General features: G+C 56.9%; 13 protein-coding genes and 1 tRNA gene. 3 read left to right on the top strand and 11 right to left on the bottom strand.

What is annotated here, in order from left to right; genetic code table 11:
• Positions 1-16: 16 nt before the first annotated feature.
• Positions 17-334 carry a hypothetical protein gene (locus tag HWX89_RS09165; RefSeq protein WP_138794186.1) on the bottom strand — a complete coding sequence of 106 codons (318 nt, stop codon included), beginning with the start codon at positions 332-334 and terminating at the stop codon, positions 17-19.
• A gap of 220 nt (positions 335-554) precedes the next feature.
• On the opposite strand from HWX89_RS09165, the gene HWX89_RS09160 reads away from it, so the two are divergent.
• From HWX89_RS09160 to dnaJ, 3 genes are all read left to right on the top strand, one after another.
• Positions 555-644, top strand: a tRNA-Ser gene (locus HWX89_RS09160).
• A 329-nt stretch (positions 645-973) separates the two neighbouring features.
• Positions 974-2,878 (top strand): molecular chaperone DnaK, encoded by a 1,905-nt coding sequence (gene dnaK / locus HWX89_RS09155; protein WP_138794185.1) that lies wholly within the window; start codon positions 974-976, stop codon positions 2,876-2,878.
• Positions 2,879-2,968: 90 nt separating this feature from the next.
• Positions 2,969-4,105: a molecular chaperone DnaJ gene (gene dnaJ, locus HWX89_RS09150; protein WP_138794184.1), complete on the top strand. Its 1,137-nt coding sequence runs from the start codon at positions 2,969-2,971 to the stop codon at positions 4,103-4,105.
• A 75-nt stretch (positions 4,106-4,180) separates the two neighbouring features.
• Here dnaJ and HWX89_RS09145 read toward each other — a convergent pair whose 3' ends face one another.
• The 10 genes from HWX89_RS09145 to polA form a co-directional block, all read right to left on the bottom strand.
• On the bottom strand, positions 4,181-4,735 hold the full coding sequence (locus HWX89_RS09145) for a DUF924 family protein (RefSeq protein ID WP_138794183.1): 555 nt from the start codon (positions 4,733-4,735) through the stop codon (positions 4,181-4,183).
• A 12-nt stretch (positions 4,736-4,747) separates the two neighbouring features.
• Positions 4,748-4,960 (bottom strand): SlyX family protein, encoded by a 213-nt coding sequence (locus HWX89_RS09140; RefSeq protein ID WP_138794182.1) that lies wholly within the window; start codon positions 4,958-4,960, stop codon positions 4,748-4,750.
• 144 nt (positions 4,961-5,104) lie between these two features.
• On the bottom strand, positions 5,105-6,610 hold the full coding sequence (locus HWX89_RS09135; RefSeq protein ID WP_138794181.1) for a tripartite tricarboxylate transporter permease: 1,506 nt from the start codon (positions 6,608-6,610) through the stop codon (positions 5,105-5,107).
• Positions 6,611-6,619: 9 nt separating this feature from the next.
• Positions 6,620-7,081, bottom strand: a complete 462-nt coding sequence (locus HWX89_RS09130; RefSeq protein ID WP_138794180.1) for a tripartite tricarboxylate transporter TctB family protein — start codon at positions 7,079-7,081, stop codon at positions 6,620-6,622.
• Between the two features lie 97 nt (positions 7,082-7,178).
• Positions 7,179-8,162 carry a tripartite tricarboxylate transporter substrate-binding protein gene (locus tag HWX89_RS09125; protein WP_138794179.1) on the bottom strand — a complete coding sequence of 328 codons (984 nt, stop codon included), beginning with the start codon at positions 8,160-8,162 and terminating at the stop codon, positions 7,179-7,181.
• Positions 8,163-8,359: 197 nt separating this feature from the next.
• Positions 8,360-9,706 carry a sigma-54-dependent transcriptional regulator gene (locus HWX89_RS09120; RefSeq protein WP_138794178.1) on the bottom strand — a complete coding sequence of 449 codons (1,347 nt, stop codon included), beginning with the start codon at positions 9,704-9,706 and terminating at the stop codon, positions 8,360-8,362.
• Complete coding sequence (locus tag HWX89_RS09115; protein WP_138794177.1) at positions 9,703-11,529, bottom strand: sensor histidine kinase; 1,827 nt, start codon at positions 11,527-11,529, stop codon at positions 9,703-9,705. The genes HWX89_RS09120 and HWX89_RS09115 overlap by 4 nt, the downstream gene beginning before the upstream one ends.
• 150 nt (positions 11,530-11,679) lie before the next feature.
• Positions 11,680-11,865, bottom strand: a complete 186-nt coding sequence (rpmF, locus tag HWX89_RS09110; RefSeq protein WP_138794176.1) for a 50S ribosomal protein L32 — start codon at positions 11,863-11,865, stop codon at positions 11,680-11,682.
• 191 nt (positions 11,866-12,056) lie between these two features.
• Positions 12,057-12,776, bottom strand: coding sequence for a DUF1868 domain-containing protein (locus HWX89_RS09105; protein ID WP_138794175.1), 720 nt, complete (start codon positions 12,774-12,776; stop codon positions 12,057-12,059).
• Between the two features lie 130 nt (positions 12,777-12,906).
• Positions 12,907-15,900, bottom strand: coding sequence for a DNA polymerase I (gene polA / locus HWX89_RS09100; RefSeq protein ID WP_138794917.1), 2,994 nt, complete (start codon positions 15,898-15,900; stop codon positions 12,907-12,909).
• Positions 15,901-16,245 lie beyond the last annotated feature (345 nt).

Raw genomic sequence — 16,245 nt, 5'->3', positions numbered from 1 at the left:
CTGCGGACGTTTTCGATCAAATCGCCTGGAATCGCGACAGTCTGTGCTTTTTGTAACCCAGCATCCAGCAAAGAAGAGACAAAGCCAGAAGCATGGCAAAAGCAGGCAACATCACGAGTGCGTTTTCGATCCAGCGCCACGCCTCGGGATGAATATAGTGTGCCACTCCCGTTTCCACCATGGCGCGGGACGCAGGAAACGCGTAGCCCCAAAGCGAAAGGATGCCGGTGACGTTGATTGAGGACGTGGAAACAGAACGGATCGAATCAAACACACCCTGAACGATCGCTGCAGCGAGGAAAAGAAAGCTCAAAAATCGCAAAAAAGCTTTCATTGGGAACACCTTTGCTCGGCCATTTCGGTTCGACCGCCACATAATGAAACACAGAATGTAGCGATAAAGGCGTAAAAACCGCTTTGCAATCAAGTCGAAACGCAGGAAATTGCCGACAATTCAAAAAACTGTCAGATTCAGGTTGATCCCTGCGAATTCATCGGTATATATCGCGCCGTTCCAGTGATTTGCATTCACCCAAACATGCAGATTTCCAAAAGGACAGGTGGCCGAGTGGTTTAAGGCGCACGCCTGGAACGCGTGTGTGCGTGAAAGCGTACCGTGGGTTCGAATCCCACCCTGTCCGCCATTTCTCTAAAAACCAACATCCCTAATTGTGCGATTGCTTCGGCTTCTGGGAGCTACTCCACATCTGTATTATGGTGCGCCGGGTCTGCCGTGAACCGCTTTTGAAAAGGCCTGCAATCTCAGGGTTGCGCAAGAGTTCACGAAAAGACTTCCGCCGGAACAAAATCATGCATTATTTGCTACGTTCCATTCTCTCTTGCGCCTTGCAGCAGTAAAAATCGCTCCTTATATACGCCGCAGAACTGCAGCGAATGTTGCAAATCCAAGTCAAGGAATCGTCAGTGGAATGCCTTCCGGGGTTCCGACGGTTCGCTTCAAGGAGAGAAGAGCATGGCAAAAGTAATCGGTATCGACCTTGGCACGACCAACTCCTGCGTCGCAGTGATGGACGGCAAGGACACGAAAGTAATTGAAAACGCGGAAGGCGCACGTACGACGCCGTCCATGGTGGCATTTTCCGACGACGGCGAACGCCTTGTCGGCCAGCCGGCCAAGCGCCAGGCGGTCACCAACCCCACCAACACCCTGTTTGCAGTGAAGCGCCTCATCGGCCGCCGCTACGATGACCCGACCGTCGAGAAGGACAAGGGTCTTGTCCCCTTCGAGATCGTCAAGGGTGACAATGGTGACGCATGGGTAAAGTCTCAGGACAAGCCTTATTCCCCGTCGCAGGTTTCTGCGATGATCCTTCAGAAGATGAAGGAAACGGCTGAAGCCTACCTCGGCGAAAAGGTCGAAAAGGCGGTCATCACCGTTCCGGCATACTTCAACGACGCGCAGCGTCAGGCGACCAAGGATGCTGGCCGCATCGCTGGTCTTGAAGTTCTGCGTATCATCAACGAGCCGACTGCAGCCGCGCTCGCTTACGGCCTCGACAAGAAGGACGGCAAGACCATTGCGGTTTACGACCTTGGCGGCGGCACCTTCGATATCTCGATCCTCGAAATCGGCGACGGCGTTTTTGAAGTGAAGTCCACCAACGGCGACACTTTCCTCGGCGGTGAAGACTTCGACATGCGCCTGGTCGAGTACCTCGCAGCCGAGTTCAAGAAGGACAACGGCATCGACCTGAAGAACGACAAGCTCGCTCTGCAGCGTCTCAAGGAAGCTGCTGAAAAGGCAAAGATCGAACTGTCGTCTTCGCAGCAGACCGAAATCAACCTGCCGTTCATCACGGCTGATGCTTCCGGTCCGAAGCACCTTACGCTGAAACTGACGCGCGCCAAGTTCGAAAGCCTGGTCGATGACCTGGTTCAGCGCACTGTTGCACCGTGCAAGGCAGCCCTCAAGGATGCTGGTGTATCCGCTTCCGAGATCGATGAAGTCGTTCTCGTCGGTGGTATGAGCCGTATGCCGAAGGTTCAAGAAGTCGTGAAGCAGCTGTTCGGCAAAGAGCCGCACAAGGGCGTTAACCCGGACGAAGTTGTTGCCATGGGTGCAGCCATCCAGGCCGGCGTTCTGCAGGGCGACGTCAAGGACGTTCTTCTGCTCGACGTAACCCCGCTGTCTCTCGGCATCGAAACGCTGGGCGGTGTCTTCACCCGTCTGATCGATCGCAACACGACGATCCCGACGAAAAAGAGCCAGACCTTCTCGACCGCCGAAGACAACCAGTCGGCTGTAACCATCCGCGTTTCGCAGGGCGAGCGCGAAATGGCGCAGGACAACAAGCTGCTCGGTCAGTTCGACCTCGTCGGCCTGCCCCCGGCACCGCGTGGCGTTCCGCAGATCGAAGTCACCTTCGATATCGACGCCAACGGTATTGTTCAGGTTTCGGCCAAGGACAAGGGCACGGGCAAGGAACAGCAGATCCGTATCCAGGCTTCCGGTGGTCTGTCTGACGCAGATATCGAAAAGATGGTCAAGGACGCGGAAGCCAATGCTGAAGCCGACAAGAAGCGTCGTGCCGGCGTGGAAGCCAAGAACCAGGCGGAAAGCCTCATTCACTCCACCGAGAAGTCGGTGAAGGAATATGGCGACAAGGTTTCCGAGACCGACCGCAAGGCGATCGAAGATGCCATCGAAAGCCTGAAGACGGCTGTAGAAGCATCTGAGCCGGATGCCGACGACATCCAGGCCAAGACGCAGACCCTCATGGAAGTCTCCATGAAGCTCGGTCAGGCCATCTACGAAGCCCAGCAGGCTGAAGCAGGCGATGCTTCTGCTGAAGGCGGCAAGGATGATGTCGTTGATGCCGACTACGAAGAAATCAAGGACGACAAGAAGTCCGCTTAATTGCGCGACTTCCGGTCTCCTACCGATGCATGAAAGAAATCCGGCTGCCAAAGGGCAGCCGGAAATCCATTTTCGGGGCTTGTTACCTTAATGGCGAAAGCAGACTTTTACGAAACACTTGGCGTCAGCAAGACCGCGGACGAAAAAGAGCTGAAAAGCGCCTTCCGCAAGCTCGCTATGAAATACCATCCGGACAAGAACCCGGACGACGCCGATTCCGAACGGAAATTCAAGGAAATCAACGAGGCCTATGAGACGTTGAAGGACCCGCAGAAGCGGGCGGCCTACGACCGTTTCGGCCACGCTGCTTTCGAAAACGGCGGTATGGGCGGTGGCGGCGGCTTCGGCGGCGGCGGCATGGGTGCTGGCGGCTTCTCCGACATCTTCGAAGATATCTTCGGCGAGATGATGGGCGGCGGCCGTGCACGTCGGTCCTCCGGCGGACGCGAACGTGGCGCCGATCTGCGCTACAATATGGAAATCTCGCTGGAAGAAGCCTTCACCGGCAAGACCGCTCAGATTCGGGTGCCGACTTCGATCACCTGCGATGTCTGTTCCGGCTCCGGGGCAAAGCCCGGCACGCAACCAAAGACCTGCGGCACCTGCCAGGGCTCCGGTCGTGTCCGCGCAGCACAGGGTTTCTTCTCCGTCGAACGCACCTGCCCGACCTGCCATGGTCGTGGGCAGACGATTTCCGATCCTTGCACGAAGTGCCATGGTCAGGGACGCGTAACGGAAGAACGCTCTCTCTCCGTCAACATTCCGTCGGGCATTGAAGACGGCACGCGCATTCGCCTGCAGGGCGAAGGTGAAGCCGGGATGCGTGGTGGCCCAGCGGGAGATCTCTACATCTTCCTGTCTGTGCGTCCGCATGAATTCTTCCAGCGCGATGGCGCCGATCTTTACTGTGTCGTGCCGATCTCCATGACGACGGCGGCACTGGGCGGCACTTTCGATGTGACGACGCTTGATGGAAGCAAGTCCCGAGTGACGGTTCCGGAAGGCACACAGGCCGGCAAACAGTTCAGGTTGAAGGGTAAGGGTATGCCAGTGCTGCGTTCGGCGCAGACGGGCGATCTCTATATCCAGATCCAGATCGAAACACCGCAGAAGCTCAGCAAGCGCCAGCGCGAATTGCTGCAGGAGTTCGAGCAACTCTCCTCCAAAGAGAACAACCCGGAATCCGCCGGTTTCTTCGCTCGTATGAAGGAGTTTTTCGACGGCTGACCGTCGAGAGAACAAACATAAAAAGCCGCCATCTTTCGGGATGGCGGTTTTTTTTATGTCCAGGTGCGTTCTGGATCAGCCGGAAAATCCGCCCTCGTCCAGAAAGTCCTGCTCCTGTGGCGTCGTTTCGCGCAGCATGATGTCGTTGCGATGGGGAAAACGCCCGAAACGCTTGACGATATCCCGGTGCTGTTCGGCGTGATGCAGATAAAGGCCACCCAGCGGTTGGTTCAATCGGCAAGCACGCTCCTGATCTTGCAGATTCTCGGAATGCGAGAAAGGCAGATAAAAGAAAACCCTGATGTCTTCGCCCACAGCCAGATCGTGGCCACGTTGTATTGCTTCATCGGCATAAACACGCGCCAGCGGGTCTGTCGCATACATATGCGCCGTAGCGCGAAAACAGTTGCGCGGGAACTGATCGAGAAGAAGCATGAGAGCGAGGCTGCTATCCGCTGTCTCCAACCAGTCATCCAGTTCACGCCGTGCAGCAGCAAAGTGCGCGTCACGAAAGCGATCGTGAAAATGGTTGTCGAAAGACGCATCCTTGTCGAACCATTTGTCCGGCCCCGCATCTTTCCAGAACGCGACAATCTCTCCTGCCACCGCTGCGTTTTTAAAACTGCGCATCATCTCTCCCACTCAGTAATGCGGTGGCCGGGTGATGGCGGGCGCCTCCAGCGACTGTTCCTCAAGGCTCAAAAACCTCTCTGTCAGCCGGTCCAGCTTGGCGCGGGTCTGTTCGACAACCTTCCACTGCTCAGCAAGCTGATCGGACAATTCCTCAATGGTCTTCGTCTGGTGTGCGATCGTTTCCTCAAGCGCGAGGATGCGATTTTCGGTGTTTGACGTCATGTCGACCTCTCTTTCCTCCCCTTCCTTGGCATTGCGATCATCAAAGTCAATCATAACCTCGAATGGCTGAACTGGATTTGACAGCGAGAAAATAAAAAAGCCGATGAGGTTACCCTCATCGGCTTTCATTTCAGTCGCTATGGCTCAGCTTTCCTCCTGGAAGACTTCCTCGCGCTTCTTCTTGACGCTTGGCAGGAACACCACGACCAACACAACGAACGCAATGAACAGCAAGGTTGCACTGATCGGACGGGTGACAAAAGTGGAGGGATCACCACGTGACAGGATCATGGCGCGACGCAGGTTCTCTTCCAGAAGCGGGCCCAGGACAAATCCCAACAACAATGGCGCAGGTTCGCAGCGCAGTTTTACCAGCACGTATCCGATGAAGCCGAAGAAGGCGACAGCATATAGATCGTATACGTTGGAATTGACGCTGTAGACCCCGATGGCGCAGAACGCCATGATGATCGGGAAAAGCACGTAATAGGGCACCGTCAGAAGTTTCACCCAGAGACCGATCAACGGCAGGTTCAGGATGACGAGCATCAGATTGCCGATCCACATCGAGGCGATGATGCCCCAGAACAGCGCAGGCTGCTCCGTTGCGACATTCGGACCGGGCACGATGCCCTGAATGATCATGGCGCCAATCATCAGCGCCATAACCGGATTGGCAGGAATACCAAGCGTCAGGAGTGGAATGAACGACGTCTGAGCGCCGGCATTGTTGGCGGATTCAGGACCTGCGACACCAGCAACGGCACCGTGACCGAACTCCTCCGGTGTCTTCGAGACACGCTTCTCAACCGTGTAGGATGCGAAGGCTGCCAGAATTGCACCACCGCCGGGCAAGATGCCAAGAGCGGAACCGATCGCCGTGCCACGCAGCACAGGACCGATGATCTTTTTGAAGTCTTCCTTTGTCGGCAGCAAACCACTGACCTTGGCCATCAGAACCGAACGCGAATGTTCGTTCTCAAGGTTGCGAAGGATTTCGGCGATACCGAAGACCCCCACTGCCACGGCAACAAAATTAAGGCCATCGGCATATTCGCGAATGCCAAGGGTGAATCGCGGCGCACCACTGTAGATATCCGTGCCGACCAGACCGAGCAGCAGGCCAAGAACGACCATAGCCAGTGCCTTGACGATGGAGCCATGAGCAAGGGCAATCGATGAGACCAGACCGACGACCATCAGCGAAAAATACTCCGCTGCGCCAAATTCCAGGGCGATTGCCGTCAACGGTGGCGCGAAGATCGCTACAAGGAACGTGGACACCGTGCCGGCGAAAAATGAACCGATCGCGGCAATCGCCAGCGCCGCTCCAGCCTTGCCCTTGCGTGCCATCTGGTAGCCATCGATAGCAGTGACCGCAGACGATGATTCACCCGGCATGTTGATGAGGATTGCCGTGGTTGATCCACCATATTGCGCGCCATAATAGATGCCCGCCAACATGATGAGCGACGAAACGGGCTCAAGCTGGAAAGTAATGGGGAGCAGCATGGCGATGGTCGCTGTTGCGCCAATGCCGGGCAAAACGCCGATCAAGGTGCCCAGCAATACGCCAATCAAGCAGAAGAACAGGTTCTCGATGGACGAGGCTGTGCTGAAACCAAGGAGGAGGTTGTTGAACAGTTCCATGCGCAGACCTCAGAATTTGAGCCAGGGGCCAAAGCGCTGGAACGGCAGGCCAAGACCATAGTTGAAAACCGCAACCGAAAAGATGGTGATCCCGATTGAAAGAAGGATAGCCATCAACGGGCTCATCTTATGTGAGGCAAATGACGCGATGAGCGCGCTGAAAAACAGCGCCGGAACGAAACCCAGCCCCCGGACCGTGAAGCCAAAAAATACGGGTGCAGGAAGAATGAAGAAAATGCCACGCCAGGCGATGGCGCCAATGGCCTCACCTTTGACACGCGTGGATCGCAGGAAGATGACGCCCCCCAGAACGACCAGGACAAGTGCCAGCAGCAGCGGGAAATAGCCTGGCCCCATACGGAAGGCCGTACCGATATCGAGTTCATAGGACTGCCAGGCGAAGGCAATGCCGAGGCCAATGAAGATGGCACCGCACAGCGCTTCGGCAGGATCGACGATAAATGATTTCATAAGATGTACCCCTCCGCAGCAAGGCGTCTTAAGCCGCCCGCATTCTCGAAACGTGGAGAGACCGGCGGCGGATGCCGCCGGTCACGATCCGTTGCGATCAATCGGCGTATTGGCCAGCGGTTTCGATCACCGGCTTCCAGCGGGCGATTTCGCTTTCAAGCTTCGCCTTGAGGGCTGCCGGTGTCGCATCGCTTTCCGGCGAAGGTGTCGTGCCAAGTTCGGCAAAGCGGGCGGCAACGTTGGGGTCTTTCAATGCGACCTGAAGCGACTTGGAGAGCTTCTCGTTGATTTCGGCCGGGGTGCCTTTCGGCGTGTAGACGCCGTGCCAGATACCGACTTCGAAATTGGGCAGACCTGCTTCGACTGCGGTCGGCACATCCGGCAGCACGTCCAGACGCTTTGCGGTGGTCACGGCGTAAGCCTTCACCGTTCCGCCCTGGATCTGCTTGGTGGTGTTGGTGGTCTGGTCGCACATGATATCGACCTGGCCGCCAAGAAGATCCGTCATCGCCGGGCCAGTTCCCTTGTAAGGGACCGTTACGAGCGGCGTCTCGATGGCACTCATGAACAGCATGCCGCACAGATGCGATGCCGCACCGATACCGGCATTGGCAACCGTCACCTTGTCCTTGTTGGCCTTGGCGTATTCGATCAGGCCCTTGAGATCTTTTGTCTCGAGCGTCTTGCGCGACAGGATGGTCATCGGCACTTCGGTTACCAGCCCGACATATTCGAACGCGTTCAAGGTATCGTAGGCGAGCTTGCGGTAAAGCGTGGCGCTCGTTGCCATGCCGATGTGATGTAGCAGAACCGTGTAACCGTCTGGATCGGCTGCTGCGACACGTCCGGCGCCAAGTGTGCCGCCAGCGCCACCGACGTTTTCAATGATGATCTGCTGGCCGAGATCTTTCGACATGGATTCAGCCACGAGACGGGCAACTGTGTCGGTCGGACCACCGGCTGCGAACGGCACGATCATGGTGATGTTGCGCTCGGGGTAGGTCTGGGCCGATGCGGCAAGCGCAAAAAGGGAAACGGCAGCGGCGGCCGCAAAGCCGGTGACTGTCTTCAGTATTTTCATCGATTCCTCCCGGATGAAAATGTTCGCCACTTCAGCCGCGCATGCTCCTCCATGGCGACCGGGGTGATTCATTTGCGGCCCGGGATGGCCATTCATCAACGACGGCGTTGTCGCGTCACACGCTTTTGTTGCGCGGTCGGGCAATAATGGGTGGATATCGACCCATTAGCGCGTATGCATGGGTGGAAATCCACCCATCACACCTCCGTCATGTGGCGGTGCAGCTCGTATTTCTGCATCTTTTCATAGAGCGTTTTGCGCGAAATCCCGAGATTCTCGTAGACCGATTTGAGATTGCCACGGTGTGCGGCGATCGCCCGGGCGATCAGGCTTTTTTCGTAAGCGGCAACCTTGGCGGCGAGCCCGCCCCTTTCCTCATCCGAATAGGAGATGACGGCATCGGTCGCATCACTTTCCAGACCCAAAACGAAGCGGTCTGCAGCATTCCTCAATTCACGCACGTTCCCAGGCCACTCCCGCAGGGAAATCGTAGAGAGCAGATCCTGCGGAACATCCATGTCTTCTCGTCCATACCGTGCCGCAGCCTCGCGCACGAGGTGCAGAAACAGGAGTGGAATATCGGCGCTGCGCTGCGACAGTGATGGAACGAGCATCGTTGCGACATTGAGACGATACAGCAGATCTGGCCGGAAGCGGCCGGCAGCAACCTCCTGTTCCAGGTCGACCTTGCTGGTGGCGATAAAGCGCACATCCAGTTCAACCGTTTCATTCGACCCCAAACGGGTAATCACCCGCTCCTGCAGCACACGCAGGAAGCGCCCCTGCAGCTCGAAGGGCATCGAGCCGATTTCATCGAGAAGGATTGTGCCGCCGCGTGCATGTTCAAACTTGCCGTAACGGGGGCGAAGCGCACCTGGAAAGGCGCCCGCTTCATGGCCAAACAGCTCGCTCTCGATCAGGGTTTGCGGCAAGGCGGCGCAATTGATTGCTACGAAAGGCCGATTGCTTCTGGCGCTGACGTCATGCAGCGCCCGAGCCACCACTTCTTTACCGGCACCCGTATCGCCGACGATCAGCGTATCGGCATCCGTCGAGCCGATGGCACGAATGCGATAGCGCAGATCGACCATAACTTGCGTTCTGCCCGGCAAGCGGGTTTCAAGATCGTCACGTTTTCCAGCAACGGCCTTGAGACGGCGGTTTTCGAGCACCAGTGCGCGCCGATCTTCGGCCCGCTTGATGACACCCGCAAGGTACTGTGGCGTGAAAGGTTTCTCGATGAAGTCATAGGCACCGTTACGCATGGCGTTGACGGCAAGCTGCACATCGCCATGGCCGGTCATCAGAATCACTGGAATTTCCGGATCGAGTTCGCGAACCTTCTGCAACAGGGTCATGCCGTCCATACCGGGCATACGAATGTCGCTCACGACAACGCCGTCAAAGCTGTAGCCAATCAGCTCCAGCGCGTGTTCGGCACTGGCGAGCATGGTGACATGGAAGCCGGACAGTTCCAGCGCTTGCGCAGTTGAAAAGCGCAACTCTTCTTCATCATCGATCAGAAGCACCCTGGGATCACTCATTCCGCAGCAACCTCCACAGCAGAAACGGCAGCAGGCAACGTGATTTCAAATTCCGCTCCACCGCCATCATGGTTGCGGACACGAAGCTGGCCGCCAAAATCCTTGATGATGTTATACGATATGGAAAGTCCAAGCCCCAAACCGCGCCCCACGCCCTTCGTCGTAAAGAAAGGGTCGAAGATACGCTCCGAGATCGCCGGCGGAACACCCGGTCCATGGTCACGGATGAAGATCGATACCGTTGAACCGTTCAGCCGGGCTTGCAACGCGATCTTGCGATCCTTTCTTCCCTCGACCGCATCTGCGGCATTGGAGATGATATTGACGAGAACCTGCTGCAAGCGCACCGGACCTGCCTTTACCGCAAGCGGGATGTCGCCGAGATCTATGTCCAGCACGGCATCCGCAGCCTTCAAACGCGCACCAACGATTTCAAGCGTATCGCGAAGAACAGCATCCAGGGCGACAGCTGTGGTTTTTTCGTTGGGTTTGCGCGCAAAGTTACGCAGATGCCGACTGATCGATGCCATGCGATCAATCAGTCCCGAAATACGTTTGAGGTTTTCAGTCACCTCGCCCACCCTGCCCCGTTCAACGAGAAGTGCCGCGCTTTCAGCGTAGTTCTTCGCGGCCGCAAGCGGCTGATTGATCTCATGCGACAGGGCGGCTGACATCTGGCCAAGGGCGGCAAGCTTGCCAGCCTGAACGAGATCATTCTGCATCTTTCGGAGCTGCTTCTCGGTCTGACGACGCTCGGCAACCTCATGTTCAATCTCGCGATTGACGCGGGCAAGATCTGCGGTGCGCTCCTCAACCCGGCGCTCAAGCTCGGCCTGGGCTTCTGCCTGATGAACAAGGCGCTCTCGTAGACGCCGACGTCTCTGCAACATGGCCGCAAGCAGCGCTACCGCAAGGCAAAGGCAGAGAATGACGGCAATCATCGTTGTCTGAACCTGCGTGCGCAAAGAGCCCGTATCGATCAACACATTTACGGTCCAGCCTGCGTCCGCCATCGCCTGCGACAAAACCAGGTATTCTCTCTCGCCATCATTTTGACGAATGGCCAAAAGCTGGTGTTCGCCAAAGCTGCCGGTCCGCAACGGCAACTCTCTCAACTCGGCATCGGCGTAGCGACGCGACGTTGTGGTGCGCGCCAAACGTTCCGGCGTGAGGGGCATCAAGCTGGAATAGAGCCATTGCGGCGTGCCGGTCATGAAGATGATGCCTTCAGGATCGGACACGAGAATACGATTTTCGCCATCACCGAAGGATGCTTCGATACCCTCGATATCCACCTTGAAGACGATGACGCCTTTGATGTCCTCATCGAACAGAATGGGAGCCGAAAAATAATATCCGCGCTTGTTGGAGGTTGTGCCGAGCGCGAAGAAGCGGGACTGCAAACCCTTGGCCGCATCCTGAAAATAGGGGCGGTAGCTGAAGTTCTGTCCCACAAAGCTCGCCGGGCCATCATAATTGCTGGCGGCAATCGTCTCGCCGTCGAGCGTCATGATGTAGATGTCGGAGGATTCCAGCAGGGTGTTGATGGACTTGAGGTAGACATTCGCACGCTGACGCAACGCCTGATCCTGAGGATGGGCGACGAGTTCTTCGATATCATCGTGATCGGCAATGAGCGCCGGCAAGGGCTCGTAGCGACTGAGAAGCCCACCGAGGGCGGACACAGCAAGTCTGAGGGTGGTGCGGCCCTGATCGGCCACTTCGCCGAAGTAACGTTCAGCAATCATGTCGCTGCCTTTGGTGACGGCGCCATAACCGAAACCAAGACAAACAAGCACCACCAGTATCCAGCGGTATCTCAACGGCTGCCACCCTCCCAATTCGGACTTTACGCCCGACCTCCAAAACGGATTTTAGGAGGTGTGCGGGACTTTTCCAAGGGAGTGGCCTGCGCCAAAAACAAAAACCGGCCACAAGGGCCGGTTTTCAAAGAATTGCAGAAGCTGAAAAGCTTATGCGCTTTCCTTCGGCGTCAGAACCTGACGGCCACGGTACATACCGGTCTTCAGATCGATATGGTGCGGGCGACGCAGTTCGCCGGAATTCTTGTCCTCAACGTAGGTCGCAGCCGTGAGGCCATCAGCCGAACGGCGCATACCGCGCTTGGACGGGCTTGTTTTTCTTTTTGGTACTGCCATTTTTGTTACTCCACTTTAGCGGCGAAACAACGGAACCGGCCAGAACCAAAGGCCGAATGTCGGGTGTCTCGATATCGGAAATTTGGCGCGCTTATACATGCCAAAACGGGGTTTGACCAGCCCTAACGCACATTTTTTCAGATTCAGCAGAATCCGAAGCGCGGCCAAAGAAGTGCACCGCAAATCACGTGTCATGCTTTATCGAAGACGATGAGCTCTTTGAAGTGGTTCATATCCCGAAATTCACAGAAAGCAGGTGGTCGCAGCTCGATCACAGGAACACTATCGCGCAGTTTTTCGACTTCCTCATCCATCATCGCCTGCCAGCGGGGCAGACAGACGGGATCGAACCAGCGCACGACGTAGGCGAGCGTGAGATGGAATTCGTATTTGTCGTGATCCGGATGGCGATATCCAAAGGCTTTGGCAAACGTATTTCGCCAAAGCGCCACGACCCGGTCATCCTCTGCAGTTTTTCCCTTCAACACAAGGCCGGTCGGTCGCAAACCGGTGATCTGCATTGCAAAGTGGGGAAGCGCCGAAAACACGGAAAGGCGCTCGAGATAATACTCCGTCATGGCGTCGATCGAGGCCGTCAGCGGCATTTCTTTTGGCCAGTAGGGCCACATGCGCCTGTACTCGATGATCCCCTGGAACACCGTCATATGAAAGCTGGAGACGGGTGTGAAAGCCAGATTACCGGCTTCCGGCATATCCAGGAAACGTTGCCGGGTCGCGACTACGGCGCTTTGTGACGCCGAACCCTGCACAAGATGGCAAACGATGGTGTTGCCGGGTTCCGGCAAAAACTCGCCTTCAGCGTTGAACCGGGTGCCCGTATGCCGGGGCGGAGCGTCATGGCGGGCAGTCGAAAGACGTTCGAGTTCCCTGGAAACGAATCGCGCGTGCATGAAGCCCCCCAATATGGGAATCTCCGTAACTTCGCCGTACGACAGTTCGATGACAGTGAAAACGCGGTTTGTGGGGAGTTAGAACTTGGCGCGTCACTCGCGCCAAGTGAGCCGGTCTCCCCTTCAGACCTTAGTGTGCCTCGTCCCAGTTGCTGGCGGCGCGCGCATCCACCTTGAGCGGAACCTTCATGGAGATCGCCGGCATGGCGGCATTTTCCATCGTATGGGTAACCGCCTTCAATGTCGCCTCGACGGCCTGATCTTCGACCTCGAATATCAGTTCGTCGTGCACCTGAAGCAACATCCGCGCCTGCTCGGCAAGACCAGCCTCGACCAGCGCACCATCCATGCGGACCATCGCTCGACGAATAATGTCGGCCGCAGATCCCTGAATAGGCGCGTTGATCGCGGCGCGTTCGTTGAACGCCTTCACCGATGGGTTGGAGGAACGAATCTCGGGGTAATAGGCACGGCGTCCAAAAATCGTTTCAACATAACCGTTGTCACGCGCGAAAGCCTTGGTCTGCTCCATGTAATCGCGAATGCCGGGAAACCGCTCGAAATACTTCTTGATGTATTCTCCAGCTTCGGAGCGAGCAATGCTGAGCTGGTTTGCCAGCCCGAATGCGGAGATACCGTAGATGATGCCAAAGTTGATGGCCTTGGCGCGGCGCCGCACTTCAGACGGCATATCCTCTACCGGCACACCAAACATTTCCGACGCCGTCATCGCATGGATATCGATGCCGTTTTCAAAGGCGCTGCGGAGCTGGGGAATATCCGCAACGTGCGCCAGGACACGCAGTTCGATCTGGCTATAGTCGGCCGACAGCAGCTTGTGCCCAGGCGTGGAGATGAACGCCGTACGGATCTTGCGCCCTTCCGCGGTGCGGACAGGAATGTTCTGCAGGTTCGGCTCGGACGAGGAGAGGCGTCCGGTGGTGGTGGAAGCGAGCGCGTAGGATGTATGCACACGCTTGGTGTCTTGATGGATGTATCCGGGCAGCGCATCCGTGTAGGTCGACTTCAGCTTGGTCAGCTGACGCCAGTCCACGATCTTGCGCGGCAATTCCACGCCCTCTGCGGCGAGATCTTCCAGAACCTGTGCCGATGTCGACCACTGCCCAGTCTTGGTCTTGGAGCCGCCGGGCAATCCCATCTTCCCGAAAAGGATGTCGCCGAGCTGTTTGGGGGAGCCCACGTTGAAACGCTCACCTGCCAGCTCGTAGATTTCCTCTTCAAAGGCGGCGGCCTTCTGGGCTAGCTCTCCTGACAGGCGCGACAAAATCTGCCGATCAACGGTGATGCCACGCTCTTCCATATGGGCAAGAACCGGCACAAGAGGGCGCTCCAGTCGCTCATAAACCTTGGTCAAACCTTCGGCAACGAGACGCGGTTTCAGGACCATCCAGAGCCGCAGCGTAACATCGGCATCTTCCGCCGCATAGGCGGTGGCCTTGCCGATGTCGACGAAATCGAAGGTCACGCCGGACTTGCCGGAACCCGCGACATCCTTGTAGGCGATGGGTGTATGTCCAAGCCAGCGCTCAGAGAGCGAATCCATACCATGCGTCGCCTTCCCGGCTTCGAGCACGTAGGAGATCAGCATCGTATCATCGAAGCTCTGCATGACGACGCCATGACGCTTCATCAGCAGGTAATCGTATTTCAGGTTCTGCGCGATCTTCAGAACCGACGGATCTTCCAGCAATGATTTGAGGCGATCCATCGCCTCGGCGGCGGGGATTTGACCCTCGACAAGCTTGATGCCGTCGCTGAAAAGATCGCCACCTGAACCAGTCTTGTGCGTCAGCGGAACGTAGGCGGCGCGAATATCCGCACCGGATGCGTCTTTTCCATTATCTGCAATAGCAAGAGAAAAGCCGACCAGTTCCGCCTGCATGGGGTCAAGCGACGTCGTTTCGGTGTCGAAAGCGACGAGGCCCGTCTCACGTGCAGCAGCGATCCAGCGATCAAGCTCACGAATGTCGCGGATGGTGGTGTACGCTTCCTTATTGATCTTGGCGGTGGCAAAAACAGTTCTGCGCGCTTCGGCAAGCTCGGCAGGTGCGCTGCCTTCGGCCGCCACTTTTTTCGCCGGTATCGAAGGCGATGACGGTTGCGCCTCAACTTCCACCCCGGTCTCTGCCGGAGCGGGGTTATCGAGGTCAGGACCGTGCGCTTCCTCGCCCCGCTGCACGGCGACATCGGCAGCGTCCACGGAGGAAGCATCGGTGTCGGTCGCTTCGGCAACGCGACGCGTCAAGGTGGTGAATTCCATTGCCTTCAGGAAGGCGATCAGCTTGGGGCCATTCTGAGGCTCGAGTACAAGCTGTTCCAGGGACTGATCGAGTGGCACATCGGTTCTAAGCGCCACCAACTGCCTGGAAATACGGGCGAGGTCGGCATTGGCGATAATGTTTTCCCGACGCTTTTGTTGCTTGATTTCTCCAGCCCGCGACAAAAGCGTGTCCAGGTCTCCATATTCCTCGAGAAGCTGAGCTGCCGTTTTCGGGCCAATGCCGGGGATGCCTGGCACGTTGTCGGTGGAATCGCCCGTCATCGCCTGCAGGTCGATCATCTTCTCGGGCGGTACGCCCCATTTCTCAACGACATCCGGAATGCCGATCTGCTTGTCCTTCATCGCGTCGTACATATGCACGTTCGCGGTCACGAGCTGCATCAGATCCTTGTCGGATGAAATGATGGTGACGTCGGCGCCGATGGCCTCGGCCTGGCGGGCATAGGTGGCAATGATGTCGTCAGCCTCAAAGCCCTCGGTCTCAATGCAGGGAAGATTGAAGGCACGTGTGGCTTCACGGATCAGACCAAACTGCGGCACAAGATCTTCAGGTGGCGCGGAGCGGTTCGCCTTGTACTGATCGTAAAGTTCGTTGCGGAATGTCTTCGACGAGTAGTCGAAAATGACCGCGAAGTGTGTCGGGGTGACGCCAACATCCGTGTTTCGCGCATCCTTCAGGAGCTTCCACAACATGTTGCAGAAACCGGAGACGGCATTGACTGGCAACCCGTCCGACTTGCGGTTCAAGGGCGGGATGGCATGGAACGCCCGGAAGATGAATCCGGAGCCGTCAACGAGGAAGAGATGATCGCCTTTTTTCATGGGTAGCATGGATAGCGCGGGGTCGTTTTGGCGTCCACAGAAACTTCTTAAAACGCACTGCTAAGCACGTAACGCGAGAATGTTGAACCCGGCCAAAAATTCACCCTAACGTTACCGATTTGTAATCCGAATTCCCTTGAAAAGCCGCATTTGCAGACACATTTCTTAGAGGACGGCGCCTGATCACGCCGTAGTCTGATTGCAGGCTCGTCCCCCGCCGCGTCAGACCGGACAAAGGCCTTTCCCCCTCTCCGGGCCTTTGTCCTCCAATATGACCGCCATGGCCGACCCCTCCCGGCCATGGCGGTTTTATTTTGGGCATCAGGGACGTGCCACAGCAACATT

Source organism: Rhizobium sp. RM (assembly GCF_013390595.1).
Taxonomy (GTDB): domain Bacteria; phylum Pseudomonadota; class Alphaproteobacteria; order Rhizobiales; family Rhizobiaceae; genus Agrobacterium.
Note: the sequence above shows the minus strand (reverse complement) of the source record. Positions and strands in the feature narration are given on the sequence as shown.

What these genes read in the sequence shown, in the direction of transcription:
- HWX89_RS09120 (WP_138794178.1), bottom strand. Translation starts at nt 9,706, where the DNA reads ATGAGTGATCCCAGGGTGCTTCTGATCGATGATGAAGAAGAGTTGCGC.
- HWX89_RS09135 (WP_138794181.1), bottom strand. Translation starts at nt 6,610, where the DNA reads ATGGAACTGTTCAACAACCTCCTCCTTGGTTTCAGCACAGCCTCGTCC.
- HWX89_RS09130 (WP_138794180.1), bottom strand. Translation starts at nt 7,081, where the DNA reads ATGAAATCATTTATCGTCGATCCTGCCGAAGCGCTGTGCGGTGCCATC.
- rpmF (WP_138794176.1), bottom strand. Translation starts at nt 11,865, where the DNA reads ATGGCAGTACCAAAAAGAAAAACAAGCCCGTCCAAGCGCGGTATGCGC.
- HWX89_RS09125 (WP_138794179.1), bottom strand. Translation starts at nt 8,162, where the DNA reads ATGAAAATACTGAAGACAGTCACCGGCTTTGCGGCCGCCGCTGCCGTT.
- HWX89_RS09145 (WP_138794183.1), bottom strand. Translation starts at nt 4,735, where the DNA reads ATGCGCAGTTTTAAAAACGCAGCGGTGGCAGGAGAGATTGTCGCGTTC.
- dnaJ (WP_138794184.1), top strand. Translation starts at nt 2,969, where the DNA reads ATGGCGAAAGCAGACTTTTACGAAACACTTGGCGTCAGCAAGACCGCG.
- polA (WP_138794917.1), bottom strand. Translation starts at nt 15,900, where the DNA reads ATGAAAAAAGGCGATCATCTCTTCCTCGTTGACGGCTCCGGATTCATC.
- HWX89_RS09105 (WP_138794175.1), bottom strand. Translation starts at nt 12,776, where the DNA reads ATGCACGCGCGATTCGTTTCCAGGGAACTCGAACGTCTTTCGACTGCC.
- HWX89_RS09165 (WP_138794186.1), bottom strand. Translation starts at nt 334, where the DNA reads ATGAAAGCTTTTTTGCGATTTTTGAGCTTTCTTTTCCTCGCTGCAGCG.
- HWX89_RS09140 (WP_138794182.1), bottom strand. Translation starts at nt 4,960, where the DNA reads ATGACGTCAAACACCGAAAATCGCATCCTCGCGCTTGAGGAAACGATC.
- dnaK (WP_138794185.1), top strand. Translation starts at nt 974, where the DNA reads ATGGCAAAAGTAATCGGTATCGACCTTGGCACGACCAACTCCTGCGTC.